The organism is Streptomyces sp. NBC_01089 (assembly GCF_045162975.1).
Lineage (GTDB): Bacteria > Actinomycetota > Actinomycetes > Streptomycetales > Streptomycetaceae > Streptomyces.
In genome coordinates this window covers 3,324,318-3,347,239 of the sequence record NZ_CP108660.1, presented here as the reverse complement: position 1 = coordinate 3,347,239, position 22,922 = coordinate 3,324,318, and the positions used below count along the sequence as shown (strand labels likewise).

The following is a 22,922-nucleotide window of genomic DNA, read 5'->3' as shown; positions in this document are numbered from 1 at the left end:
GAACGACACCGAAGGGACAACCATGGAAGCCAGGGCCCAGGCGCGGTACATCCGCGTCACGCCCATGAAGGCCCGCCGCGTGGTGGACCTTATCCGTGGCATGGATGCCACGGAGGCTCAGGCGGTCCTGCGTTTCGCCCCGCAGGCCGCGAGCGTGCCGGTTGGCAAGGTGCTTGACAGCGCCATCGCCAACGCTGCACACAATTACGACCACACCGACGCCGGCAGCCTCGTCATCTCCGAGGCGTACGTCGACGAGGGCCCGACCCTGAAGCGGTTCCGTCCGCGCGCCCAGGGCCGTGCCTACCGGATCCGCAAGCGGACCAGCCACATCACCGTGGTCGTCAGCAGCAAGGAAGGAACCCGGTAATGGGCCAGAAGGTTAACCCGCACGGGTTCCGACTCGGCATTACCACGGACTTCAAGTCCCGTTGGTACGCCGACAAGCTGTACAAGGACTACGTCAAGGAAGACGTCGCCATTCGTCGCATGATGACGAAGGGCATGGAGCGCGCCGGCATCTCGAAGGTTGAGATCGAGCGCACCCGCGACCGCGTCCGCGTCGACATCCACACCGCTCGTCCGGGCATCGTCATCGGCCGCCGCGGCGCCGAGGCCGACCGCATCCGCGGCGAGCTGGAGAAGCTGACCGGCAAGCAGGTCCAGCTCAACATCCTCGAGGTCAAGAACCCCGAGGTGGACGCTCAGCTGGTGGCCCAGGCCGTCGCCGAGCAGCTCTCCTCGCGTGTCTCCTTCCGTCGCGCCATGCGTAAGAGCATGCAGTCGACGATGAAGGCCGGCGCCAAGGGCATCAAGATCCAGTGCGGTGGCCGTCTCGGCGGCGCCGAGATGTCCCGTTCGGAGTTCTACCGCGAGGGCCGTGTGCCGCTGCACACGCTCCGCGCGAACGTGGACTACGGCTTCTTCGAGGCCAAGACGACCTTCGGCCGTATCGGCGTGAAGGTCTGGATCTACAAGGGCAATGTCAAGAACATCGCCGAGGTCCGTGCCGAGAACGCCGCGGCCCGTGCGGGTAACCGCCCGGCCCGTGGTGGCGGCAGTGACCGTCCGGCAGCCGGCGGCCGTGGTGGCCGTGGCGGCGAGCGTGGCGGCCGCGGCCGCAAGCCGCAGCAGACCGCGCCGGCAGCCGAGGCCCCCAAGGCCGAGGCTCCCAAGGCCGAGGCTGCTCCGGCTGAGAGCACTGGAACGGAGGCCTGACCGACATGCTGATCCCTCGTAGGGTCAAGCACCGCAAGCAGCACCACCCCAAGCGCAGTGGTATGGCGAAGGGTGGCACTGAGGTCGCATTCGGTGAGTACGGCATCCAGGCTCTGACGCCGGCGTACGTGACGAACCGCCAGATCGAGGCTGCTCGTATCGCGATGACCCGCCACATCAAGCGTGGCGGCAAGGTCTGGATCAACATCTACCCGGACCGTCCGCTCACCAAGAAGCCCGCTGAGACCCGCATGGGTTCCGGTAAGGGCTCCCCGGAGTGGTGGATCGCGAACGTCAAGCCCGGCCGGGTGATGTTCGAGCTGTCCTACCCGAACGAGAAGGTCGCTAAGGAGGCGCTGACCCGCGCCGCCCACAAGCTTCCGATGAAGTGCCGCATCGTGCGGCGCGAGGCAGGTGAGTCGTGATGGCGGCCGGTACCAAGGCGACCGAGCTGCGCGAGCTGAACGACGAGGACCTCGTCGCCAAGCTGCGTGAGGCCAAGGAAGAGCTGTTCAACCTCCGCTTCCAGGCGGCGACCGGACAGCTCGAGAACCACGGTCGGCTCAAGTCCGTCCGTAAGGACATCGCCCGGATCTACACCCTGATGCGTGAGCGCGAGCTGGGCATCGAGACGGTGGAGAGCGCCTGATGAGCGAGAAGAATGTGACTGAGACGACTGAGCAGCGCGGTTTCCGCAAGACCCGTGAGGGTCTCGTCGTCAGCGACAAGATGGACAAGACCGTCGTCGTCGCTGTCGAGGACCGCGTCAAGCACGCGCTGTACGGCAAGGTCATCCGCCGTACGAACAAGCTCAAGGCGCACGACGAGTCCAACGCCGCCGGTGTCGGCGACCGCGTCGTCATCATGGAGACGCGGCCGCTCTCGGCGACGAAGCGCTGGCGCATCGTCGAGATCCTCGAGAAGGCCAAGTAAGAATCCCTGAGCTCATCGCTCAGGTCAGTTCCGCCAGGCTCGGCGGGGGCTCCGTGTGCATGACGTACACGGCCCCCGCCGGGAACCGGCAGACGATCAGGAGACAGACGTGATCCAGCAGGAGTCGCGACTTCGTGTCGCCGACAACACGGGTGCGAAGGAAATTCTCACCATTCGTGTTCTCGGTGGCTCGGGTCGCCGCTACGCGGGTATCGGTGACGTAATCGTCGCCACCGTCAAGGACGCGATCCCCGGTGGCAACGTGAAGAAGGGTGACGTCGTCAAGGCCGTCATCGTTCGCACCGTCAAGGAGCGTCGTCGTCAGGACGGCTCGTACATCCGCTTCGACGAGAACGCCGCCGTCATTCTCAAGAACGACGGCGACCCCCGCGGCACCCGTATCTTCGGCCCGGTGGGCCGTGAGCTGCGCGAGAAGAAGTTCATGAAGATCATCTCGCTCGCGCCGGAGGTGCTGTAAGCATGAAGATCAAGAAGGGCGACCTGGTTCAGGTCATCACCGGTAAGGACCGCGGCAAGCAGGGCAAGGTCATCGTTGCCTACCCCACGCAGAACCGTGTCCTCGTCGAGGGTGTCAACCGGGTCAAGAAGCACACCAAGGCCGGCCAGACCGCTCGTGGTTCGCAGACCGGTGGCATCGTGACGACCGAAGCCCCTGTCCACGTCAGCAACGTTCAGCTGGTGGTGGAGAAGGACGGCAAGAAGGTCGTCACCCGCGTCGGCTACCGCTTTGACGACGAGGGCAACAAGATCCGCGTTGCCAAGCGGACCGGTGAGGACATCTGATGACTGCCACCACTGCGCCGCGTCTCAAGACGCGCTACCGCGAGGAAATCGCCGGCAAGCTGCGTGAGGAGTTCTCGTACGAGAACGTCATGCAGATCCCCGGTCTCGTCAAGATCGTGGTCAACATGGGTGTGGGCGACGCCGCCCGCGACTCCAAGCTGATCGACGGTGCCATCAAGGACCTCACCACGATCACCGGTCAGAAGCCGGCCGTCACCAAGGCCCGCAAGTCGATCGCGCAGTTCAAGCTGCGCGAGGGGCAGCCGATCGGCTGCCACGTCACCCTCCGCGGTGACCGGATGTGGGAGTTCCTGGACCGTACGCTGTCGCTCGCGCTTCCGCGTATCCGCGACTTCCGCGGTCTGTCGCCGAAGCAGTTCGACGGCCGTGGCAACTACACCTTCGGTCTCACGGAGCAGGTCATGTTCCACGAGATCGACCAGGACAAGATCGACCGGGTCCGGGGCATGGACATCACCGTGGTCACCACGGCGACCAATGACGACGAGGGTCGTGCCCTCCTTCGTCACCTCGGCTTCCCGTTCAAGGAGAACTGACCGTGGCGAAGAAGTCCCTGATCGCTAAGGCCGCCCGCAAGCCGAAGTTCGGCGTCCGCGGGTACACCCGCTGCCAGCGCTGCGGCCGGCCCCACTCCGTCTACCGCAAGTTCGGCCTGTGCCGTGTGTGCCTTCGTGAGATGGCCCACCGCGGCGAGCTGCCGGGCGTGACCAAGAGCTCCTGGTAATTCCCTTTCCGGGAATTATCCGAGGCTCTCGGTAAGCATCAGGTCGGCAGAAGCCCTCCTCCGTATGCCGTAGGCTTGCGGGGTTGGGCCTCTGCCGCCCGACCGCCCGCGGGCAAAGCCCGCTGACAAAACGCTTACTACGCCGTAGGTCCCCGCACCGCACCCGTCCCGCCACTGAGCGGGGAGAGGGATGGCGCATACAGGAAACCCCGGCGAGAGAGGCCGAAGGCCAATTCATGACCATGACTGATCCCATCGCAGACATGCTCACGCGTCTGCGTAACGCAAACTCGGCGTACCACGACTCCGTCGTGATGCCGCACAGCAAGATCAAGTCGCACATCGCGGAGATCCTCCAGCAGGAGGGCTTCATCACCGGCTGGAAGACCGAGGACGCCGAGGTCGGCAAGAACCTCGTTCTCGAGCTGAAGTTCGGCCCGAACCGCGAGCGCTCGATCGCCGGCATCAAGCGAATCTCGAAGCCGGGTCTGCGTGTTTACGCGAAGTCCACCAATCTGCCGAAGGTTCTCGGCGGCCTGGGCGTGGCGATCATCTCCACGTCCCACGGTCTCCTGACCGGCCAGCAGGCCAGCAAGAAGGGCGTAGGTGGGGAAGTCCTCGCCTACGTCTGGTAGTCGGGAACGGAGGAAAAGCTAATGTCGCGAATCGGCAAGCTCCCCATCCAGGTTCCCGCCGGTGTGGACGTCACCATCGATGGCCGCACGGTAGCGGTGAAGGGCCCCAAGGGTTCCCTCTCGCACACCGTCGCGTCGCCGATCGAGGTCACCAAGGGCGAGGACGGCGTGCTCAACGTCGTCCGTCCTAACGACGAGCGTCAGAACAAGGCCCTTCACGGCCTGTCCCGCACGCTGGTGGCGAACATGATCACCGGCGTGACCACGGGATACACCAAGGCGCTCGAAATCAGCGGTGTCGGTTACCGCGTCCAGGCGAAGGGCTCCAACCTGGAGTTCGCCCTGGGCTACAGCCACCCGATCGTCGTTGAGGCCCCCGAGGGCATCACCTTCAAGGTCGAGTCGCCCACGAAGCTCAGCGTCGAGGGCATCGACAAGCAGAAGGTCGGCGAGGTCGCCGCTAACATCCGCAAGCTGCGGAAGCCCGACCCGTACAAGGCCAAGGGCGTCAAGTACGCCGGCGAGGTTATCCGCCGCAAGGTCGGAAAGGCGGGTAAGTAAGCCATGGCATACGGTGTAAAGATCGCCAAGGGTGACGCGTACAAGCGCGCTGCCATCAAGCGCCGCCACGTCCGTGTCCGCAAGCACGTCTCCGGCACGCCGGAGCGTCCGCGCCTGGTCGTGACGCGCTCCAACCGCAACATCGTTGCGCAGGTCATCGACGACATCGCGGGCCACACGCTCGCTTCGGCGTCGACCCTGGACACCTCGATCCGCGGTGGCGAGGGCGACAAGAGCGCCCAGGCACAGCAGGTCGGCGCGCTCGTCGCCGAGCGTGCGAAGGCCGCGGGTGTCGAGGCTGTCGTGTTCGACCGTGGTGGCAACAGGTACGCCGGGCGCATTGCCGCTCTGGCTGACGCCGCCCGCGAAGCCGGGCTGAAGTTCTAAGCCCCGGTTCCGGGACTAACGGACGTAACAGAGAGAGGTAAATCCAATGGCTGGACCCCAGCGCCGCGGAAGCGGTGCCGGTGGCGGCGAGCGGCGGGACCGGAAGGGTCGCGACGGTGGCGCTGCCGCCGAGAAGACCGCTTACGTTGAGCGCGTAGTCGCGATCAACCGCGTTGCCAAGGTTGTCAAGGGTGGTCGTCGCTTCAGCTTCACCGCGCTCGTCGTGGTCGGAGACGGTGACGGCACCGTAGGTGTCGGATACGGCAAGGCCAAGGAAGTTCCCGCGGCCATCGCCAAGGGCGTCGAAGAGGCCAAGAAGAGCTTCTTCAAGGTCCCGCGTATCCAGGGCACGATCCCTCACCCGATCACGGGCGAGAAGGCCGCGGGCGTCGTCCTGCTCAAGCCTGCTTCCCCCGGTACCGGTGTTATCGCCGGTGGCCCGGTGCGCGCCGTTCTGGAGTGCGCCGGCGTCCACGACATCCTGTCGAAGTCGCTCGGCTCCGACAACGCGATCAACATCGTGCACGCGACCGTGGCGGCCCTTCAGGGCCTGCAGCGTCCCGAGGAGATCGCGGCTCGCCGTGGTCTGCCCCTCGAGGACGTCGCCCCCGCGGCTCTGCTCCGTGCGCGTGCGGGAGCGGGTGCGTAATGGCTCGCCTCAAGATCACGCAGACGAAGTCGTACATCGGCAGCAAGCAGAACCACCGCGACACCCTGCGTTCGCTCGGGCTCAAGCGCCTGCACGACGTGGTTGTCAAGGAGGACCGCCCCGAGTTCCGCGGAATGGCTAACACCGTCCGCCACCTCGTGACGGTTGAGGAGGTCGACTGACATGGCGGAGAACAACCCGCTGAAGGTCCACAACCTCCGGCCCGCCCCGGGCGCCAAGACCGCCAAGACCCGTGTGGGTCGTGGTGAGGCGTCCAAGGGTAAGACCGCAGGTCGTGGTACCAAGGGCACGAAGGCCCGTTACCAGGTTCCGGAGCGCTTCGAGGGCGGGCAGATGCCCCTCCACATGCGCCTCCCGAAGCTGAAGGGCTTCAAGAACCCGTTCCGCACCGAGTTCCAGGTCGTCAACCTGGACAAGCTCGGTGAGCTCTACCCGCAGGGTGGGGACGTCACGGTGGCCGACCTGGTCGCCAAGGGCGCGGTTCGCAAGAACAGCCTCGTCAAGGTCCTGGGCCAGGGCGAGATCTCGGTGGCGCTGACGGTTTCGGTTGACGCCGTCTCCGGCTCCGCCAAGGAGAAGATTGCCGCCGCGGGCGGCACCGTCACCGAGCTCGTCTGAGACGACTCGATGACGTGAACACCCAACCGGGGATGCCTTTTTGAAAGGGCATCCCCGGTTGGTCGTTCCTAGGCGGGCAGGGTCGCCGGTATGGTGGCGCTGCACTGTCTGTACTCAGCGTGGTGTGTCCGCGCGGGGCTATTGACCGATACGCATACCGTCCATCGTCGAATTCTCAAGACCGTCACCTCTACGCAGACGCGCGGGGGTCGCAGGAGGCACCGTGCTCACCGCGTTCGCCCGAGCGTTCAAGACGCCCGACCTGCGCAAGAAGCTGCTGTTCACACTCGCCATCATCGTGATCTACCGGCTCGGAACGCACATCCCGATCCCCGGGGTCAGCTACTCGAACGTCCAGCAGTGTCTGGACCAGACGAAGACCAACCAGGGTCTCTTCGGCCTGGTCAACATGTTCAGTGGTGGCGCACTGTTGCAGATCACCATCTTCGCGCTCGGCATCATGCCGTACATCACGGCGAGCATCATCCTGCAGCTGCTGACCGTGGTGATCCCGCGGCTGGAAGCCCTGAAGAAGGAGGGGCAGTCCGGTCAGGCGAAGGTCACGCAGTACACGCGTTATCTGACCGTGGCGCTCGCGATCCTCCAGGGCACCGGTCTGGTGGCGACCGCCAGGACCGGCGCGCTCTTCGGCAGCTGCCCCGTGGCCAACCAGATCGTGCCCGACCAGTCGATCTTCACCACCGTCGTCATGGTCATCTGCATGACGGCGGGCACCTGCATGGTCATGTGGCTCGGCGAGCTCGTCACCGACCGCGGTATCGGCAACGGCATGTCGATCCTGATGTTCGTCTCCATCGCGGCCGGCTTCCCCGGCGCGCTGTGGGCCGTCAAGCAGCAGGGCAAGCTGGCGGGCGGCTGGATCGAGTTCGGCGCGGTGATCCTGGTGGGTCTGGCCATGGTCGGACTCGTCGTCTTCGTGGAGCAGGCCCAGCGCCGCATCCCCGTCCAGTACGCGAAGCGCATGATCGGCAGGAAGTCCTACGGGGGTACGTCGACGTACATCCCGCTCAAGGTGAACCAGGCCGGTGTGATCCCGGTCATCTTCGCCTCCTCGCTGCTCTACATCCCCGGCCTCATCGTGCAGTTCAGCGGTTCGACGGCGGGCTGGGCGACATGGATCAAGGACAACCTGGTCAAGGGCGATCACCCGGCCTACATCGTCACGTACTTCCTGTTGATCGTGTTCTTCGCCTTCTTCTATGTGGCGATCTCGTTCAACCCCGAGGAAGTCGCCGACAACATGAAGAAGTATGGTGGCTTCATCCCGGGCATCCGGGCTGGCCGACCGACCGCTGAGTACCTGAGCTACGTGCTCAACCGGATCACCTGGCCGGGGTCGCTGTATCTGGGTGTGATCGCTCTTGTCCCAACGATGGCGTTGGTGGGCTTCGGCGCGAACCAGAACTTCCCGTTCGGCGGGACGAGCATCCTCATCATCGTGGGTGTGGGTCTGGAGACCGTGAAGCAGATCGAGAGCCAGCTCCAGCAGCGTAATTACGAAGGGTTCCTCCGCTGATGCGTATCGTCCTCGTCGGACCGCCCGGGGCGGGCAAGGGAACGCAGGCTGCGTACCTTGCCAAGGACCTGGTCATCCCGCACATCTCCACGGGCGACCTCTTCCGTGCCAATATCAGTCAGGGCACGGAGCTGGGCAAGCAGGCCAAGGCGCTGATGGACGCCGGCGAGCTGGTCCCGGACGAGGTCACCATCGGGATGGCGCAGGAGCGGATGTCCCAGCCGGACGCCGAGGGCGGTTTCCTCCTCGACGGCTTCCCGCGCAATGTCATCCAGGCCCAGGCACTCGACGAGTGGCTGAGCGCCGAGGGGCAGAAGCTGGACGCGGTGCTGGACCTCGAGGTCCCCGAGGACGAGGTCGTGAAGCGGATCGCCGGACGGCGTATCTGCCGCAACGACTCGAGCCATGTGTTCCACGTCGAGTACAGCCGGCCGAAGCAGGACGGCGTCTGCGACATCTGCGGCGGCGAGCTCTACCAGCGCGGTGACGACACCGAGGCGACGGTGCGTACCCGGCTGGAGGTCTACCACACGCAGACCGAGCCGATCATCGACTACTACAAGGCCCAGGGCCTGGTGGCGACGATCTCCGCGCTCGGCAAGGTCACCGAGGTGACCGAGCGGGCCATGGAGGCCCTGCAGACCGACAAGGTCTGACAGTCAGTACGTGTACGTACGGCCGCGGTGTCCCCGGGACGCCGCGGCCGTACTGTTGAGCAGACAGACACAGCGCAGACAGTTCACTGTTCAGCGGACAGATCCGGTTCGATGCGGAAGGCAATTTCGATGGTGGAGATCAAGACTCCCGAGCAGATCGCGAAGATGCGTGAGGCGGGGCTGGTCGTCGCCGCGATCCACGCCGCGACCCGTGAGGCCGCGGTACCCGGGGCCACCACGAACGACCTGGACCAGGTGGCCCGCAAGGTCCTCGCCGACCACAACGCGAAGCCGAACTTCCTGGGCTACGGCGGTTTCCCCGCCACGATCTGCACGTCGGTGAACGAGGTCGTCGTCCACGGCATCCCGGACGAGAAGACCGTCCTCAAGGACGGCGACATCATCTCGATCGACTGCGGCGCGATCATCGACGGCTGGCACGGTGACGCCGCCTACACCGCGTTCGTCGGCACCGGGCACGCTCCGGAGCTGGTCGAGCTCTCCCGGGTGACCGAGGAGTCGATGTGGGCCGGTATCGCCGCGATGAAGAAGGGCGCCAGGCTCGCCGAGGTGTCGAAGGCCATCGAGGGCTACATCCGCCGCCAGCCCCGGCCGTCGTCCGGCAAGTACGGGATCATCGAGGACTACGGCGGCCACGGCATCGGCTCCGAGATGCACATGGACCCGCATCTGCTGAACTACGTAGACAAGCGCCGTCTCATCGGCCGGCACAACCCGAAGCTGGTCCCGGGCTTCTGCCTGGCGATCGAGCCGATGGTCTCGCTGGGCACGCCCCGTACCCAGGTGCTGCAGGACGACTGGACGGTCATCACGACCGACGGGACCTGGTCCTCGCACTGGGAGCACTCGATCGCGCTGACCGACGAGGGGCTGATCGTGCTGACGGCGCCGGACGGCGGCAAGGCGAAGCTGGCGGAGCTGGGCGTGACGGTCGCCCCGGACCCGCTGGGCTGAGTGCGGGCCCGAGTACGGCCGAGTGGCTTAAGGATCTTGACAGCAGGGCATCCTTCCCGGATTCGTCTTTATGGATGCCCTGACGTAGACTGACTCGTCGGCTCGCGTATACCCGTATGTCTCCATGCATCTCAGGGCGACATACGTGCTGTACGGAGCCGATCAAGGTAGCCGATTCGAAGGGCGAAGCGTGGCCAAGAAGCAAGGTGCCATCGAAATCGAGGGCACCGTGATCGAGTCCCTCCCGAACGCAATGTTCAAGGTGGAACTTCAGAACGGTCACAAGGTCCTAGCGCACATCAGCGGCAAGATGCGGATGCACTACATCCGTATCCTTCCGGATGACCGGGTCGTCGTGGAGCTGTCTCCGTACGACCTGACGCGTGGTCGGATCGTCTACCGCTACAAGTAGATCTTGCCCGCACCCCGCTTCACGGCGTGGTGGTGGCACCGACCCGGAGAACCTGACATCCCATGAAGGTCAAGCCGAGCGTCAAGAAGATCTGCGACAAGTGCAAGGTGATCCGCCGTCACGGTCGGGTCATGGTCATCTGCGACAACCTGCGCCACAAGCAGCGCCAGGGCTGAAGCACGACCTGCACCTCGCAGTTCTTCGCGCGACGCACGTAAATACGTACATACGCAGGGCCCGCCCAGCTGACACAGCGGGCGACACCTCCGGCGGGGGCCGGGGACCCGGAAGAGTGCCTACGCATCTGTAGGCACTTTCGTCTGGGAGAGGCTCTGCGGAAGACCCCCGATATCAACAGGAGCCATTGAATGGCACGCGTTTCAGGTGTTGACATCCCGCGCGAAAAGCGCGTGGAGGTTGCCCTCACCTACGTCTTCGGCATCGGGCGCACCCGGTCCAAGGAGGCCCTGGCCGCCACCGGTGTTGACCCCAACACCCGCGTTCGTGATCTGGCCGAAGAGGACCTGGTCAAGATCCGCGAGTACGTGGACGCCAACCTCCGCACCGAGGGTGACCTCCGCCGCGAGATCCAGGCCGACATCCGCCGCAAGGTCGAGATCGGCTGCTACCAGGGTCTGCGTCACCGTCGTGGGCTTCCGGTCCACGGCCAGCGCACCAGCACGAACGCTCGTACCCGCAAGGGCCCGCGTCGCGCGATCGCCGGTAAGAAGAAGCCGGGCAAGAAGTAGTCCTCAGCTAGGGACGCTGTTCAGCGGTCTTCGCTGTAGGACCGATCACCTCCACTCCACCGGGAGTAAGACATGCCTCCTAAGGGCCGTCAGGGTGCTACCAAGAAGGTGCGCCGCAAGGAAAAGAAGAACGTCGCTCACGGGCATGCCCACATCAAGAGCACGTTCAACAACACCATCGTCTCGATCACGGACCCCTCGGGCAACGTGATCTCCTGGGCCTCCGCCGGCCACGTCGGCTTCAAGGGCTCGCGCAAGTCCACCCCCTTCGCCGCGCAGATGGCCGCCGAGTCGGCCGCCCGTCGCGCGCAGGAGCACGGCATGCGCAAGGTGGACGTCTTCGTCAAGGGTCCCGGCTCCGGCCGTGAGACCGCGATCCGCTCCCTCCAGGCCACCGGTCTCGAGGTCGGCTCGATCCAGGACGTCACCCCCACCCCGCACAACGGCTGCCGCCCCCCGAAGCGGCGTCGCGTCTGACGCTCCGGCGTCGGACTGTTCTCCAGGGTTATGCGGGCGGTACGGCCACTTTCCGGCGTACCGCCCGTACCCTTGTAGGACTCGTACTCTTGTAGTACGTGCAGCACGGTTCGGTCCGTGCACCACAGCAGCACCACAGCAGAACCTTGGGGGCGTCAAATAGTGGGCGCCCACGACTGAAGGATCACCGCATGCTTATCGCTCAGCGTCCGTCGCTGACCGAAGAGGTCGTCGACGAGTACCGCTCGCGGTTCGTGATCGAGCCGCTCGAGCCGGGCTTCGGCTACACCCTCGGCAACTCGCTCCGCCGCACGCTCCTCTCCTCGATCCCCGGCGCCGCTGTCACCAGCATCCGCGTCGACGGTGTCCTGCACGAGTTCACCACCGTGCCGGGCGTCAAGGAGGACGTGACCGACCTCATCCTCAACATCAAGCAGCTGGTCGTCTCCTCGGAGCACGACGAGCCGGTCGTGATGTACCTGCGCAAGCAGGGCCCCGGCCTGGTCACCGCTGCTGACATCGCCCCGCCGGCCGGTGTCGAGGTGCACAACCCCGACCTGGTCCTCGCCACGCTGAACGGCAAGGGCAAGCTGGAGATGGAGCTGACCGTCGAGCGCGGCCGCGGCTACGTCTCCGCCGTGCAGAACAAGCAGCTGGGCCAGGAGATCGGCCGTATCCCGGTCGACTCCATCTACTCCCCGGTGCTGAAGGTCACGTACAAGGTCGAGGCGACCCGTGTCGAGCAGCGCACCGACTTCGACAAGCTGATCGTCGACGTCGAGACCAAGCAGGCCATGCGTCCCCGTGACGCCATGGCGTCGGCCGGAAAGACCCTGGTCGAGCTGTTCGGTCTGGCCCGCGAACTCAACATCGACGCCGAGGGCATCGACATGGGCCCGTCGCCGACGGACGCCGCGCTCGCCGCCGATCTGGCCCTGCCGATCGAGGAGCTCGAGCTCACCGTCCGTTCGTACAACTGCCTCAAGCGCGAGGGCATCCACTCGGTGGGCGAGCTGGTGGCCCGCTCCGAGGCCGACCTGCTCGACATCCGCAACTTCGGTGCGAAGTCGATCGACGAGGTCAAGGCGAAGCTGGCCGGTATGGGCCTGGCGCTCAAGGACAGCCCGCCCGGATTCGACCCGACCGCCGCCGCCGACGCCTTCGGCGCCGACGACGACGCGGACGCCGGGTTCGTGGAGACCGAGCAGTACTGAGCAGTACCGCTCGCGCCGACTTCCGGCGGGCAGCAGCCCGTCGGTAACTGACACCGGTACCTGATACGGCCGGTGCAGATCACAAGGAGAAACACATGCCGAAGCCCGCCAAGGGTGCCCGTCTGGGCGGCGGCGCCGCGCACGAGCGTCTGCTTCTCGCGAACCTCGCGAAGTCGCTGTTCGAGCACGGCCGCATCACCACGACCGAGGCCAAGGCTCGCCGCCTGCGTCCGGTCGCGGAGCGTTTCATCACCAAGGCGAAGAAGGGCGACATCCACAACCGTCGCCTCGTGCTGAAGTCGATCACGGACAAGGGCGTCGTCCACACGCTCTTCACCGAGATCGCCCCCCGGTACGAGAACCGCCCCGGTGGCTACACCCGCATCACCAAGATCGGCAACCGTCGTGGCGACAACGCCCCGATGGCGGTCATCGAGCTGGTCGAGGCGCTGACCGTGGCCCAGGAGGCCACCGGTGAGGCCGAGGCCGCGACCAAGCGTGCCGCCAAGGACGCTGCCCCGAAGACCGAGGCCCCGGCCGAGGTCGTCGAGGACGCCAAGCCGGTCGAGGCGGAGTCCAAGGACGCCTGATCTTCTTCACGAAGACAGTGTTCTGAAGACAGCTGAACGGGCTCGTATCTCCCTCAGGGGCGGTGCGGGCCCGTTCTTCATGTGTGGTGGTCTCTGTGCGGTGCCGCGCGGCGCCGTGCGGACGGTGCGAGGCTGAGAGGATGCGCTGGTGAGTGACGAGGTGGAGCCCGGTTCGGTACGGGTACGGCTGGACCTTGCGTACGACGGCAGGGACTTCTCCGGCTGGGCGAAGCAGACCGAACGCCGCACGGTCCAGGGCGAGTTGGAGTCGGCCATCCGTACGGTGACCCGGTCGGCGACGACGTACGACCTGACGGTCGCCGGACGCACCGACGCCGGGGTGCACGCCCGCGGCCAGGTCGCGCAGGCCGACCTGCCCCGCGAGGTGTGGGAGGAGCACCGGGAGAAGCTGCTGCGGCGGCTGTCCGGGCGGCTGCCCCAGGACGTCCGGGTGTGGCGGGTGGCCGAGGCGCCCCCCGGGTTCAACGCCCGGTTCTCGGCGATCTGGCGCCGGTACGCCTACCGCGTGAGCGACCGGCCCGGCGGGGTCGACCCGCTGCTGCGCGGTCACGTCCTGTGGCACGACCGGGAGCTGGACCTCCCCGCGATGAACGCCGCCTCGCAGGCCCTCATCGGGGAGCACGACTTCGCCGCGTACTGCAAGAAGCGCGAGGGCGCGACCACGATCCGCACCCTCCAGCAGCTGATCTGGGAGCGCGGCACCGACGGCATCGTCACCGGCACCGTGCGGGCCGACGCCTTCTGCCACAACATGGTCCGCTCCCTGGTGGGGGCGCTCCTGGCGGTCGGCGACGGGCACCGGCCGGCGGAGTGGCCGGGGCAGGTGCTCGCCGCCGCGGTGCGCGACTCGTCCGTGCGTGTCGTGCGGCCACACGGGCTGACGCTGGAGGAAGTCGGCTACCCCGCCGACGAGTTGCTCGCGGCCAGGAGCCGCGAGGCACGTAATATGCGGACGCTGCCGGGGGCCGGCTGCTGCTGAGCCGGCTCGGCCGGCGGCCCGCCGGGAAGCAGAGACGCCCCCGACGTACGGAGATCCGATGCCCCAGCCCTCCGCGACCGGGCAGCTCCCCCAGGAGTGGGGCACGCTGCCGCTGACCGTGGTGATGCCGACGTACAACGAGGCGGCCAGCCTGCCGCGGACCGCCGAGGCCGTGCTGGCCCTGGGGCTGCCCGGCCTGCAGCTGAAGGTCGTGGACGACGCCAGCCCCGACGGCACGGGCCGGCTGGCGGATGAACTGGCCGCCGGATACAACGCCGACCGGCGGGACGAGGCGGGCGCCGACGGGGCGCGGCCGCGGATGACCGTGCTGCACCGCACCGGGAAGGACGGCCTGGGGCGCGCCTACGCGGCCGGGATGCTGGCCGCGCTGGACGAGGGCGCCGAGTACGTCGTACAGATGGACGCCGACGGCAGCCACCCCCCGCAGGTGGTGCCGCAGCTGCTGGGCACCGCGCTGGCGACCGGGGCGGGCTTCGTCGTCGGCAGCCGGTATGTCGACGGGGGCTCGCTGGACGAGGACTGGGGCGTGCACCGGAAGGCGCTGTCGCGCTTCGCCAACCAGTACGCGCGCACCATCCTGGACACCCGGATCCGCGACATCACCGCCGGGTTCAACCTGTGGCGGGCGCGGACCCTGCGCGCGGTGGACCTGACGACGCTGGGCAGCGCCGGATACAGCTTCCAGGTGGAGCTGAAGTTCCTGGCGACGCGCCTCGGCTTCAGCGGTGTGGAGATCCCGATCCGCTTCGAGGAGCGCACCGACGGGGTGTCGAAGATGAACCTCGCGACGCAGATCGAGTCGGCGCTGGTGCCGCTGCGACTGCGGCTGCGCCACCGGGGCGGCAGCGGGGGCGGCAACGGCAACGGCAGTGGCAGCGGCAGCGGCGGGAGCTGAGCCGGGCGCGCAGGTAGGGCAGGGGGCCGCAGCCGGGCGGGGGCCGCAGCCGGGCGGGTGCTGAGCGGGCACGCAGGCAGTAGGCAGGTGGGCGGGCAGGCAGGGCCCGGAGCCGGGCCGGTGGTTCAGCTCGCCGGTGCGCCGGCCGCCGCCGACGCCTGTGCCTGGCCGCGCGCCACGATCTGCCGGAAGGTGAACTCCGCCACGTCGTCACCGGCCGTGAAGACAGTGGCGTCGGACTGGGTGACGTTCTTGCCGCTGGTGAAACCGCCGACCGTGAAGTACGCGTAGCGGCCGTAGGCGTTGGCGGTCCTGCGGCAGACCGAGCCGTTGCGGCAGAAGGTGGGAACGCCCGCGCCGTTGAGCGACGCGACGCCCCCGGCCGACTGCTTCATCGCCTTCTGGGCCTGCGCCTCGGTGTCGAAGACGGCCACCCCGATGGTCACGGCGACACCGCCCTTGCTGAACGTCGCCCGGATGACCTGCCCACAGCCGTTGTTGACCAGCACGGACCCGAGCGCGCCCTGGGTGACGGAGGCGCAGGCCGTGGTGCGGTGGGTGGCGGCCTTCGCGTACGTGTGGTCGCCGACCGCGATCTTCGCGCCGGGGAAGAGGGTGGCGGCGCTGAGCGGCGCCTTGTCCTTCTTCGAGCTGGAGATGAAGTCCTTGGGGTTGGGCGGCGGAGCCGGGGCCTTCGGCGTGAAGGACGGCAGGGCCTCGCCGCTCTTGCTCGGCAGGGCCTCGGGGGAGGGGAGGTCCTTGCCCGATGTGTCGGATCCGTTGCCCGCGGCCACCACCACGGCGGCGACGAGCGCCCCCACCACGGCGGTGGCCAGCACCCCGCCGCCGATGAACAGCAGCTTCTTGCGCCGGCCGCGCGCCGCGCTCTCGTCGGCCAGTGCCGCCCAGTCCGGTGTCCCGCCGGACCCCTGGCCGTCCGGAGACTGCCACCGTCCGCCCGCGTTGTTGTTCCGCTGTGGATCCCCCGGCCCCCAGGAGGGCCCCCCTTGCCCGAAGCTCATGGCGCGCATACTAATCGTGCTCCGTATGCCCGGAGCCCGCAGGGCGCCGGAATCCGTTTGCCTTCCAGGGGCGTCCGTGGGCGACAATCCGGTGCATGGGACATCTTGAAGCGGGCCATCTCGAGTACTACTTGCCGGACGGGCGGGTGCTGCTCGGTGATGCCTCGTTCCGGGTGGGTGACGGCACCGTCGTGGCGCTGGTCGGTGCCAACGGCGCCGGCAAGACCACCCTGCTGCGGCTGATCGCCGGGGAGATACAGCCGCACGGCGGGACGGTGTCGGTGAGCGGCGGGCTCGGTGTGATGCGGCAGTTCGTCGGCTCGGTCCGCGACGACCGTACGGTCCGCGACCTGCTCGTCTCGGTCGCCCAGCCCCGGATCCGCGAAGCGGCCCGCGCCGTGGACGCCGCCGAGCACCTGATCATGACCGTGGACGACGAGTCCGCTCAGATGTCGTACGCGCAGGCCCTGAGCGACTGGGCCGAGGTGCAGGGGTACGAGGCCGAGACCGTCTGGGACATGTGCACCACGGCGGCGCTCGGCGTCCCGTACGACAAGGCGCAGTTCCGTCAGGTGCGGACACTCTCCGGGGGCGAGCAGAAACGCCTGGTCCTGGAGGCGCTGCTGCGCGGACCCGACGAGGTGCTGCTCCTCGACGAGCCGGACAACTATCTCGATGTGCCGGGCAAGCGCTGGCTGGAGGAGCGGCTCAAGGAGACCCGTAAGACGGTGCTCTTCGTCTCCCACGACCGGGAGCTGCTGTCGCGGGCCGCCGAGAAGATCGTGAGCGTGGAGCCCGGCCCGGCCGGCTCGGACGTGTGGGTGCACGGCGGCGGCTTCGACACGTACCACGCGGCCCGCAAGGAGCGCTTCGCACGGTTCGAGGAGCTCAAGCGACGCTGGGACGAGGAGCACGCCCGGCTGAAGGCCCTGGTGCTGCGGCTGCGCAACCAGGCGGCGAGCAGCCCCGACATGGCCTCGCGCTACCACGCCATGCAGACCCGCTTCCAGCGCTTCGAGGAGGCGGGCGCGCCGCCCGAGCCGCCGCGCGAGCAGGAGATCAGCATGCGGCTGCGCGGCGGCCGCACCGGCGTACGGGCCGTGACCTGCGAGAACCTTGAGCTGACCGGGCTGATGAAGCCCTTCTCGCTGGAGATCTTCTACGGCGAGCGGGTGGCGGTGCTCGGCTCCAACGGGTCCGGCAAGTCCCACTTCCTGCGGCTGCTGGCCGGCGGCGACGTCGCCCACACCGGCGAGTGGAGGACCGGCGCCCGCGTCGTACCGGGCCACTTCGCGCAGACCCACGCGCACCCGGAACTGCTGGGCCGCACACTCGTCGACATCCTGTGGACGGAGCACGCGAAGGCCCGGGGCGCGGCCATGGGCGTGCTGCGCCGTTACGAGATGGAACGCCAGGGCGACCAGCTCTTCGACCGGCTCTCGGGCGGCCAGCAGGCACGCTTCCAGATCCTGCTCCTGGAGCTGGCCGGCACGACCGCGCTGCTCCTGGACGAGCCGACGGACAACCTGGACCTGGAGTCGGCCGAGGCGCTCCAGGAGGGTCTTGAGGCGTACGAGGGGACGGTGGTCGCGGTCACCCACGACCGCTGGTTCGCGAAGTCCTTCGACCGGTATCTGGTCTTCGGCTCGGACGGTGTCGTACGGGAGACGCCCGAGCCGGTGTGGGACGAGCGGCGCGTGGTGCGCGCCAGATGACCCGGCCGGTACGTCCGGCGATCCCGCGCGAGCTCCGGGCGGACGCGGCCCGTCGGGCTCGAGGGCGGTCCGGCCGTGGTGCCGAGGCGTTTTGACCGGGGCGGCGCGGCGCGGGTACTCTCGGGTCTTGTTATACGTATTGGCTTCGTCGTTCTCACGCGAAGGGCCCTTACGTAGGTTCCCTGGAGCAGTTACCAGTGGTTCGCATACGGGCAGCGTCCCCGGCACTGTGAGCCCCAGCTGCACGATCGCTTCAGCGGTGCCATGTGTCTGGACCCCATCCACTGAAGAAGCGAAGGCTACGAAGTGCGTACGTACAGCCCTAAGCCCGGCGATGTCACTCGCCAGTGGCACATCATCGACGCCCAGGACATCGTCCTCGGCCGTCTGGCGACGACCGCCGCCACCCTCCTGCGGGGCAAGCACAAGGCGATCTACGCCCCGCACATGGACATGGGTGACTTCGTCATCATCATCAACGCCGACAAGGTTCACCTGTCCGGCAACAAGAAGACCCAGAAGATGGCGTACCGCCACTCCGGCTTCCCGGGTGGTCTGCGTTCGGTCCGTTACGACGAGCTGCTCGAGAAGAGCCCCGAGAAGGCCGTCGAGAAGGCCATCAAGGGCATGATCCCCAAGAACACCCTGGGCCGTCAGGTGCTCTCGAAGCTGAAGATCTACGCGGGAGACCAGCACCCGCACGCTGCCCAGCAGCCTGTCCCGTTCGAGATCACCCAGGTCGCGCAGTAGTTCCGGCCACCCCCTAAGACGTACAGAAAGATCTGAGGAGAATCGTGGCCGAGACCACTGCAGAGACGCCCACCGACGACGTGGCGGGCACCGAGGGCGAAGAGACCTTCGCCGAGGTGACCACCTTCGAGTCCGAGGTTCCCGTCGAGGGCGAGTACACCAGCGAGTCGCTCGCGGGCCGCTTCGGCGACCCGCAGCCGGCCGCCGGCCTTGGCCGTCGCAAGAACGCCATCGCCCGCGTCCGGATCGTTCCGGGCACCGGCAAGTGGAAGATCAACGGTCGCACCCTTGAGGACTACTTCCCCAACAAGGTGCACCAGCAGGAAGTCAACGAGCCCTTCAAGGTGCTCGAGCTCGACAACCGCTACGACGTCATCGCCCGCATCTCGGGTGGCGGCGTGTCCGGTCAGGCCGGTGCCCTGCGCCTCGGTGTGGCCCGCTCGCTGAACGAGGCGGACGTGGACAACAACCGCGCCACGCTGAAGAAGGCCGGCTTCCTCTCCCGCGACGACCGTGCGGTCGAGCGCAAGAAGGCCGGTCTCAAGAAGGCCCGTAAGGCCCCGCAGTACAGCAAGCGCTAATCACGGCTTGCAGGGCCGTATGCACGACCCTGTTCGTACGTTCGCCCCGGCGGCACCTTCTGTGCTGCCGGGGCGTTCGTTTATCAGGTCCTCCGGCGTATAACGGCACAAGACGTTCACAGCGCTCAGAGACCTGGGTATTCGGAATTTCGCGGAGCTTTTCGGAGGACAGCAGTGGGACGACTCTTCGGCACGGACGGTGTGCGCGGTGTCGCCAACGTGGACCTGACGGCGGAGCTCGCGCTCGGTCTCTCGGTCGCGGCGGCGCACGTACTCGCGGAAGCGGGCACGTTCGAGGGCCATCGGCCGAAAGCGGTGGTCGGACGCGATCCGCGTGCGTCCGGAGAGTTCCTGGAGGCCGCCGTCGTCGCGGGCCTCGCCAGCGCGGGCGTGGACGTCCTGCGCGTCGGTGTGCTGCCCACCCCCGCGGTGGCGTATCTCACCGGTGCGCTGGGCGCCGACTTCGGCGTGATGCTCTCCGCCAGCCACAACGCCATGCCGGACAACGGCATCAAGTTCTTCGCCCGCGGCGGCCACAAACTCGCCGACGAGCTGGAGGACCGCGTCGAGACGGTCTACGACCAGCACCGCACCGGCGAGCCGTGGGAGCGCCCGACGGGCGCGGGCGTCGGCCGGGTCCGCACGTACGACCAGGGCTTCGACCAGTACGTCGCCCATCTCATCGGTGTCCTGCCCAACCGGCTCGACGGCCTCAAGGTCGTCCTCGACGAGGCGCACGGCGCGGCGTCCCGTGTCTCGCCCGAGGCGTTCGCCCGGGCCGGCGCCGAGGTCGTCACCCTGGGCGCCGAGCCCGACGGGCTGAACATCAACGACGGCTGCGGCTCGACCCATCTGGCGCTGCTCAAGGCCGCCGTGGTCGAACACGGCGCCGACTTCGGCATCGCGCACGACGGCGACGCCGACCGCTGCCTCGCCGTGGACGCGGCAGGCGAAGAGGTCGACGGCGACCAGATCCTCGCCGTCCTGGCCCTCGCCATGCGCGAGGCGGGCACCCTGCGCGGGAACACCGTGGTGGGCACCGTGATGTCCAACCTGGGCTTCAAGATGGCCATGGAACGCGAGGGCATCGAGCTGGTCCAGACGGCCGTCGGTGACCGTTACGTCCTGGAGTCGATGAAGGAACACGGCTACGCGCTGGGCGGCGAGCAGTCCGGCCATGTCATCGTCCTCGACCACGCGACGACCGGCGACGGCACGCTCACCGGGCTGATGCTGGCCGCCCGGGTCGCGGCCACCGGCCGCACCCTCGCCGACCTGGCGGGTGTGATGGTGCGGCTGCCGCAGGTCCTGGTCAATGTGCCGGACGTGGACAGGTCACGGGTCGCGACATCGGCCGAGCTGCGGGCCGCGGTGACCGAGGCCGAGCGTGAGCTGGGCGCGACCGGCCGGGTACTGCTGCGCCCCTCGGGCACGGAGCCGCTGGTCCGGGTCATGGTCGAGGCCGCGGACATCGACCAGGCGAAGACGGTGGCGGCCCGCCTCGCCGACGTGGTCAAGTCGGCGCTGGGATAGAGCCCGTTGCCCGGTCGGCCTTTCGAGCCCGCCGCGGACCGTTCGACGTAGCCAGGTGCCAGGTGCCCGCCCGCGATGCTTGCGGGCGGGCACCTGTGTACGTACGCCTGTGTACGCAGAGGTCTGTCTCGTGCAGCGGACCGGCGGACCGGTGCTGGGCCAGGTGCGCCCTCAGGCGCGCCGTGCCGGTGCGCGGTGGCGGCGTACCGACAGCAGTCCCTTCTGGACCAGCAGCGTCAGGGTGCCCGCGACCACGATCCCGCCGAGGTTCGCCAGCAGCTGGCTGGCCGAACCCCAGGTCTGGCCGTAGTCGCCGTACGTGAACGCCACCGCGGCATTGGCGGCCGCCGGCACCGTCGTCACGGAGATGGCCACACCGATCAGCGCCCCCGACTTCGCCGACGTGAGCGACAGCGTCCCCGCGATCCCGGCGAGGAACGCCACCACGAAGGACATCCGGTCCGGCTGCCAGATGAACGACGTGTTGGGGCGGTCCGCCTCGACCATCCGCAGGGTGAAGAGCCCGAGGGCGTTCATCATCCAGGCGAACCCGGCCGTCAGCACCATCGCGATGGCGAACCCGCCGATCAGCGCCGTCAGCGACCGCCCCACCAGCCGCGGAGCCCGCTGCACCAGGGCCGTCGAGATCCCCGCCAGCGGCCCGAAATCGGGCCCGACGGCCATCGCCCCCACGATCAGGATCGCGTTGTCGAGCATCACACCGCAGGCGGCCAGCATCGTCGCGACGGTCATGAACGCCACATAGGTGACGCTGAACGTGGACTCCTCGTCGGTCGCCTGCGTCAGCTCCTCCCACAGCACCGCGTCCGAGCCCTCACCGGGCGCCTCGGCCTCGGCCTCGTCGGCGTGCGCGGAGAGTGTCAGGTCCATGTTCTCGGCCGTGATCGAGCCGGCCCTGTCGATGCCGAGCCCGCGCAGCGCGCCGATCAGGTCGTCGCCCGCCTCGCGCGCCACATCGCACATCACCAGGTCGCCCGGCGGATTGCGGGCCGCCCCCGGCAGCACCACGAGATGGGTGGAGCCCACGGTGCCGCCCAGCAGCCGCAGGACCTCGTCCGTACGGTCGGCGGGCACGATCAGGCGCAGATGCAGCACGCGGATACTCCAGGAGATCAGAGCTTGCGCAGCGAGAGACGCTGGACCTTGTGGTCGGGTCCCTTGCGCACGACGAGGGTGGCACGGCTGCGCGTCGGTGCCACATTCTCCACCAGGTTCGGCTTGTTGATGGTCCGCCACATGGTGCGCGCGTACTCCAGTGCCTCCTCCTCGGAGACCTGGGTGTACTTCCTGAAGTACGAGGAGGGGTCCTGGAAGGCGGTCGCGCGCAGCTTCCTGAACCGGTTGAGATACCAGCTCTCGATGTCCTCGGCGCGCGCGTCCACGTACACGGAGAAGTCGAAGTAGTCGGCGAGCCCGATGCGGGTGCGGCCGTCGCTGCCGGGGAGCGCGGGCTGCAGCACGTTCAGCCCCTCCACGATGAGGATGTCGGGGCGGCGTACGGTCAGCCGCTCGTCCGGCACGATGTCGTAGATCAGGTGCGAGTAGACGGGGGCGGTGACCTCGTCCCGGCCGGACTTCACGTCCGCGACGAACCGGGTGAGGGCGCGGCGGTCGTACGACTCGGGGAAACCCTTGCGGCCCATGAGCCCGCGCCGCTTCAACTCCTCCATCGGGTACAGGAATCCGTCGGTGGTGACCAGCTCGACGCGCGGGTGCTCGGGCCAGCGGGCGAGCAGCGCCTGCAGCAGGCGGGCGACGGTGGACTTGCCGACCGCGACGCTCCCGGCGACCCCTATGACGAAGGGGGTGCCGTGCTGGGTGCCGTGGCCGTTGCCTGCGTCACCCAGGAAGGTGTTGAGCGACCCGCGCAGCCCGTCCGACGCCTGGACGTACAGGTTGAGCAGCCGGGACAGCGGAAGGTAGATGTCGCGCACCTCGTCGAGGTCTATGACGTCCCCGAGCCCGCGGAGCCGCTCGACCTCGTCGGCGGTGAGCGGCAGCGGGGTCTTCTCGCGCAGGGCGCTCCACTCGGTACGGGTGAGGTCGACGTAGGGAGTCGCCTCCGGCCTGGGCCGGTGGGCGCTCCGCGGCGGCGGGGAGACCGGAGAGATCACCCGTTCATTGTGGCCGCTGTGCTGCGGCTGTGTTGCGGCGGTGGCGGGTGGGGTGCGTCACTCGGGGGTGTATGGCTGGGCGCTGAGTA

General features: G+C 67.8%; 33 protein-coding genes. 30 read left to right on the top strand and 3 right to left on the bottom strand.

The annotated features are described in order from the left end of the window. Positions 1-22: 22 nt before the first annotated feature. The 26 genes from rplV to OG510_RS14605 all read left to right on the top strand — a co-directional run bounded on the left by rplV (position 23) and on the right by OG510_RS14605 (position 15,097). The gene (gene rplV, locus OG510_RS14730) at positions 23-370 is read left to right on the top strand and encodes a 50S ribosomal protein L22 (RefSeq protein ID WP_006604878.1); all 348 of its coding nucleotides are present in this window, start codon (positions 23-25) and stop codon (positions 368-370) included. Beyond that, complete coding sequence (gene rpsC, locus OG510_RS14725) at positions 370-1,218, top strand: 30S ribosomal protein S3 (RefSeq protein ID WP_406137249.1); 849 nt, start codon at positions 370-372, stop codon at positions 1,216-1,218. Before rplV ends, rpsC begins: the two co-directional genes overlap by 1 nt. 5 nt (positions 1,219-1,223) lie before the next feature. Further along, entirely contained in the window at positions 1,224-1,643 is a 420-nt protein-coding gene (gene rplP / locus OG510_RS14720; protein WP_164264448.1) for a 50S ribosomal protein L16, read from the top strand. After that, positions 1,643-1,867, top strand: coding sequence for a 50S ribosomal protein L29 (gene rpmC / locus OG510_RS14715; RefSeq protein ID WP_028812369.1), 225 nt, complete (start codon positions 1,643-1,645; stop codon positions 1,865-1,867). The genes rplP and rpmC overlap by 1 nt, the downstream gene beginning before the upstream one ends. After that, positions 1,867-2,151 (top strand): 30S ribosomal protein S17, encoded by a 285-nt coding sequence (gene rpsQ, locus OG510_RS14710; protein ID WP_164264449.1) that lies wholly within the window; start codon positions 1,867-1,869, stop codon positions 2,149-2,151. Before rpmC ends, rpsQ begins: the two co-directional genes overlap by 1 nt. 109 nt (positions 2,152-2,260) lie before the next feature. After that, a complete protein-coding gene (gene rplN / locus OG510_RS14705) occupies positions 2,261-2,629 on the top strand; it encodes a 50S ribosomal protein L14 (protein WP_003966950.1) in 369 nt (122 codons plus the stop codon). A 2-nt stretch (positions 2,630-2,631) separates the two neighbouring features. Next, on the top strand, positions 2,632-2,955 hold the full coding sequence (rplX, locus tag OG510_RS14700; protein ID WP_164264450.1) for a 50S ribosomal protein L24: 324 nt from the start codon (positions 2,632-2,634) through the stop codon (positions 2,953-2,955). Beyond that, positions 2,955-3,512: a 50S ribosomal protein L5 gene (gene rplE / locus OG510_RS14695; RefSeq protein WP_164264451.1), complete on the top strand. Its 558-nt coding sequence runs from the start codon at positions 2,955-2,957 to the stop codon at positions 3,510-3,512. The genes rplX and rplE overlap by 1 nt, the downstream gene beginning before the upstream one ends. 2 nt (positions 3,513-3,514) lie before the next feature. Beyond that, a complete protein-coding gene (locus tag OG510_RS14690; protein WP_024491590.1) occupies positions 3,515-3,700 on the top strand; it encodes a type Z 30S ribosomal protein S14 in 186 nt (61 codons plus the stop codon). 236 nt (positions 3,701-3,936) lie between these two features. Then, positions 3,937-4,335, top strand: a complete 399-nt coding sequence (gene rpsH / locus OG510_RS14685; RefSeq protein ID WP_164264452.1) for a 30S ribosomal protein S8 — start codon at positions 3,937-3,939, stop codon at positions 4,333-4,335. Between the two features lie 21 nt (positions 4,336-4,356). Continuing rightward, positions 4,357-4,896, top strand: a complete 540-nt coding sequence (gene rplF / locus OG510_RS14680) for a 50S ribosomal protein L6 (protein WP_164264453.1) — start codon at positions 4,357-4,359, stop codon at positions 4,894-4,896. A 3-nt stretch (positions 4,897-4,899) separates the two neighbouring features. Then, positions 4,900-5,283 (top strand): 50S ribosomal protein L18, encoded by a 384-nt coding sequence (gene rplR / locus OG510_RS14675; protein WP_164264454.1) that lies wholly within the window; start codon positions 4,900-4,902, stop codon positions 5,281-5,283. A gap of 46 nt (positions 5,284-5,329) precedes the next feature. Next, on the top strand, positions 5,330-5,932 hold the full coding sequence (gene rpsE / locus OG510_RS14670) for a 30S ribosomal protein S5 (protein WP_164264455.1): 603 nt from the start codon (positions 5,330-5,332) through the stop codon (positions 5,930-5,932). Continuing rightward, a complete protein-coding gene (gene rpmD / locus OG510_RS14665) occupies positions 5,932-6,114 on the top strand; it encodes a 50S ribosomal protein L30 (RefSeq protein WP_024491595.1) in 183 nt (60 codons plus the stop codon). Before rpsE ends, rpmD begins: the two co-directional genes overlap by 1 nt. 1 nt (position 6,115) lies before the next feature. After that, on the top strand, positions 6,116-6,571 hold the full coding sequence (gene rplO, locus OG510_RS14660) for a 50S ribosomal protein L15 (RefSeq protein ID WP_164264456.1): 456 nt from the start codon (positions 6,116-6,118) through the stop codon (positions 6,569-6,571). Positions 6,572-6,794: 223 nt separating this feature from the next. Further along, the gene (secY, locus tag OG510_RS14655) at positions 6,795-8,108 is read left to right on the top strand and encodes a preprotein translocase subunit SecY (protein WP_164264457.1); all 1,314 of its coding nucleotides are present in this window, start codon (positions 6,795-6,797) and stop codon (positions 8,106-8,108) included. Continuing rightward, positions 8,108-8,764: an adenylate kinase gene (locus OG510_RS14650; protein ID WP_406137247.1), complete on the top strand. Its 657-nt coding sequence runs from the start codon at positions 8,108-8,110 to the stop codon at positions 8,762-8,764. The genes secY and OG510_RS14650 overlap by 1 nt, the downstream gene beginning before the upstream one ends. 129 nt (positions 8,765-8,893) lie before the next feature. Continuing rightward, positions 8,894-9,739 carry a type I methionyl aminopeptidase gene (map, locus tag OG510_RS14645; protein ID WP_164264464.1) on the top strand — a complete coding sequence of 282 codons (846 nt, stop codon included), beginning with the start codon at positions 8,894-8,896 and terminating at the stop codon, positions 9,737-9,739. A gap of 190 nt (positions 9,740-9,929) precedes the next feature. Continuing rightward, the gene (gene infA, locus OG510_RS14640; RefSeq protein ID WP_003956442.1) at positions 9,930-10,151 is read left to right on the top strand and encodes a translation initiation factor IF-1; all 222 of its coding nucleotides are present in this window, start codon (positions 9,930-9,932) and stop codon (positions 10,149-10,151) included. A gap of 62 nt (positions 10,152-10,213) precedes the next feature. Then, entirely contained in the window at positions 10,214-10,327 is a 114-nt protein-coding gene (gene rpmJ, locus OG510_RS14635; RefSeq protein ID WP_003956441.1) for a 50S ribosomal protein L36, read from the top strand. A 192-nt stretch (positions 10,328-10,519) separates the two neighbouring features. Beyond that, the gene (rpsM, locus tag OG510_RS14630) at positions 10,520-10,900 is read left to right on the top strand and encodes a 30S ribosomal protein S13 (RefSeq protein ID WP_164264459.1); all 381 of its coding nucleotides are present in this window, start codon (positions 10,520-10,522) and stop codon (positions 10,898-10,900) included. Positions 10,901-10,972: 72 nt separating this feature from the next. Beyond that, entirely contained in the window at positions 10,973-11,377 is a 405-nt protein-coding gene (rpsK, locus tag OG510_RS14625; protein WP_125496499.1) for a 30S ribosomal protein S11, read from the top strand. Between the two features lie 191 nt (positions 11,378-11,568). Next, positions 11,569-12,591, top strand: coding sequence for a DNA-directed RNA polymerase subunit alpha (locus OG510_RS14620; protein WP_164264460.1), 1,023 nt, complete (start codon positions 11,569-11,571; stop codon positions 12,589-12,591). A gap of 95 nt (positions 12,592-12,686) precedes the next feature. Continuing rightward, the gene (rplQ, locus tag OG510_RS14615; RefSeq protein WP_164264461.1) at positions 12,687-13,181 is read left to right on the top strand and encodes a 50S ribosomal protein L17; all 495 of its coding nucleotides are present in this window, start codon (positions 12,687-12,689) and stop codon (positions 13,179-13,181) included. Positions 13,182-13,329: 148 nt separating this feature from the next. Further along, the gene (truA, locus tag OG510_RS14610) at positions 13,330-14,181 is read left to right on the top strand and encodes a tRNA pseudouridine(38-40) synthase TruA (RefSeq protein ID WP_406137246.1); all 852 of its coding nucleotides are present in this window, start codon (positions 13,330-13,332) and stop codon (positions 14,179-14,181) included. A 58-nt stretch (positions 14,182-14,239) separates the two neighbouring features. Beyond that, positions 14,240-15,097 carry a polyprenol monophosphomannose synthase gene (locus OG510_RS14605; protein WP_406137244.1) on the top strand — a complete coding sequence of 286 codons (858 nt, stop codon included), beginning with the start codon at positions 14,240-14,242 and terminating at the stop codon, positions 15,095-15,097. 125 nt (positions 15,098-15,222) lie between these two features. Here OG510_RS14605 and OG510_RS14600 read toward each other — a convergent pair whose 3' ends face one another. After that, positions 15,223-16,119, bottom strand: coding sequence for a hypothetical protein (locus OG510_RS14600; protein ID WP_406137242.1), 897 nt, complete (start codon positions 16,117-16,119; stop codon positions 15,223-15,225). A 95-nt stretch (positions 16,120-16,214) separates the two neighbouring features. Here OG510_RS14600 and OG510_RS14595 point away from each other — a divergent pair, with 95 nt between their 5' ends. The 4 genes from OG510_RS14595 to glmM all read left to right on the top strand — a co-directional run bounded on the left by OG510_RS14595 (position 16,215) and on the right by glmM (position 20,698). Beyond that, positions 16,215-17,834 carry an ABC-F family ATP-binding cassette domain-containing protein gene (locus OG510_RS14595; RefSeq protein WP_406137240.1) on the top strand — a complete coding sequence of 540 codons (1,620 nt, stop codon included), beginning with the start codon at positions 16,215-16,217 and terminating at the stop codon, positions 17,832-17,834. Positions 17,835-18,140: 306 nt separating this feature from the next. Beyond that, positions 18,141-18,584: a 50S ribosomal protein L13 gene (gene rplM / locus OG510_RS14590; RefSeq protein WP_164266869.1), complete on the top strand. Its 444-nt coding sequence runs from the start codon at positions 18,141-18,143 to the stop codon at positions 18,582-18,584. Positions 18,585-18,628: 44 nt separating this feature from the next. Further along, on the top strand, positions 18,629-19,165 hold the full coding sequence (rpsI, locus tag OG510_RS14585) for a 30S ribosomal protein S9 (RefSeq protein WP_371535952.1): 537 nt from the start codon (positions 18,629-18,631) through the stop codon (positions 19,163-19,165). 174 nt (positions 19,166-19,339) lie between these two features. Next, positions 19,340-20,698 carry a phosphoglucosamine mutase gene (glmM, locus tag OG510_RS14580; protein ID WP_406137238.1) on the top strand — a complete coding sequence of 453 codons (1,359 nt, stop codon included), beginning with the start codon at positions 19,340-19,342 and terminating at the stop codon, positions 20,696-20,698. 171 nt (positions 20,699-20,869) lie between these two features. Here the strand turns inward: glmM and OG510_RS14575 are convergent, their stop codons facing one another. Beyond that, positions 20,870-21,814, bottom strand: a complete 945-nt coding sequence (locus OG510_RS14575) for a DUF389 domain-containing protein (RefSeq protein WP_406137236.1) — start codon at positions 21,812-21,814, stop codon at positions 20,870-20,872. Between the two features lie 17 nt (positions 21,815-21,831). Then, positions 21,832-22,833, bottom strand: a complete 1,002-nt coding sequence (gene coaA / locus OG510_RS14570; protein WP_406137234.1) for a type I pantothenate kinase — start codon at positions 22,831-22,833, stop codon at positions 21,832-21,834. Positions 22,834-22,922 lie beyond the last annotated feature (89 nt).

Coding starts and splice junctions, on each gene's coding strand:
- rplV (WP_006604878.1), top strand. CDS start 23: ATGGAAGCCAGGGCCCAGGCGCGGTACATCCGCGTCACGCCCATGAAG.
- rpsC (WP_406137249.1), top strand. CDS start 370: ATGGGCCAGAAGGTTAACCCGCACGGGTTCCGACTCGGCATTACCACG.
- rplP (WP_164264448.1), top strand. CDS start 1,224: ATGCTGATCCCTCGTAGGGTCAAGCACCGCAAGCAGCACCACCCCAAG.
- rpmC (WP_028812369.1), top strand. CDS start 1,643: ATGGCGGCCGGTACCAAGGCGACCGAGCTGCGCGAGCTGAACGACGAG.
- rpsQ (WP_164264449.1), top strand. CDS start 1,867: ATGAGCGAGAAGAATGTGACTGAGACGACTGAGCAGCGCGGTTTCCGC.
- rplX (WP_164264450.1), top strand. CDS start 2,632: ATGAAGATCAAGAAGGGCGACCTGGTTCAGGTCATCACCGGTAAGGAC.
- rplE (WP_164264451.1), top strand. CDS start 2,955: ATGACTGCCACCACTGCGCCGCGTCTCAAGACGCGCTACCGCGAGGAA.
- rpsH (WP_164264452.1), top strand. CDS start 3,937: ATGACCATGACTGATCCCATCGCAGACATGCTCACGCGTCTGCGTAAC.
- rplF (WP_164264453.1), top strand. CDS start 4,357: ATGTCGCGAATCGGCAAGCTCCCCATCCAGGTTCCCGCCGGTGTGGAC.
- rplR (WP_164264454.1), top strand. CDS start 4,900: ATGGCATACGGTGTAAAGATCGCCAAGGGTGACGCGTACAAGCGCGCT.
- rpsE (WP_164264455.1), top strand. CDS start 5,330: ATGGCTGGACCCCAGCGCCGCGGAAGCGGTGCCGGTGGCGGCGAGCGG.
- rpmD (WP_024491595.1), top strand. CDS start 5,932: ATGGCTCGCCTCAAGATCACGCAGACGAAGTCGTACATCGGCAGCAAG.
- rplO (WP_164264456.1), top strand. CDS start 6,116: ATGGCGGAGAACAACCCGCTGAAGGTCCACAACCTCCGGCCCGCCCCG.
- OG510_RS14650 (WP_406137247.1), top strand. CDS start 8,108: ATGCGTATCGTCCTCGTCGGACCGCCCGGGGCGGGCAAGGGAACGCAG.
- map (WP_164264464.1), top strand. CDS start 8,894: ATGGTGGAGATCAAGACTCCCGAGCAGATCGCGAAGATGCGTGAGGCG.
- rpmJ (WP_003956441.1), top strand. CDS start 10,214: ATGAAGGTCAAGCCGAGCGTCAAGAAGATCTGCGACAAGTGCAAGGTG.
- rpsM (WP_164264459.1), top strand. CDS start 10,520: ATGGCACGCGTTTCAGGTGTTGACATCCCGCGCGAAAAGCGCGTGGAG.
- rpsK (WP_125496499.1), top strand. CDS start 10,973: ATGCCTCCTAAGGGCCGTCAGGGTGCTACCAAGAAGGTGCGCCGCAAG.
- OG510_RS14620 (WP_164264460.1), top strand. CDS start 11,569: ATGCTTATCGCTCAGCGTCCGTCGCTGACCGAAGAGGTCGTCGACGAG.
- rplQ (WP_164264461.1), top strand. CDS start 12,687: ATGCCGAAGCCCGCCAAGGGTGCCCGTCTGGGCGGCGGCGCCGCGCAC.
- OG510_RS14605 (WP_406137244.1), top strand. CDS start 14,240: ATGCCCCAGCCCTCCGCGACCGGGCAGCTCCCCCAGGAGTGGGGCACG.
- OG510_RS14600 (WP_406137242.1), bottom strand. CDS start 16,119: ATGAGCTTCGGGCAAGGGGGGCCCTCCTGGGGGCCGGGGGATCCACAG.
- OG510_RS14595 (WP_406137240.1), top strand. CDS start 16,215: ATGGGACATCTTGAAGCGGGCCATCTCGAGTACTACTTGCCGGACGGG.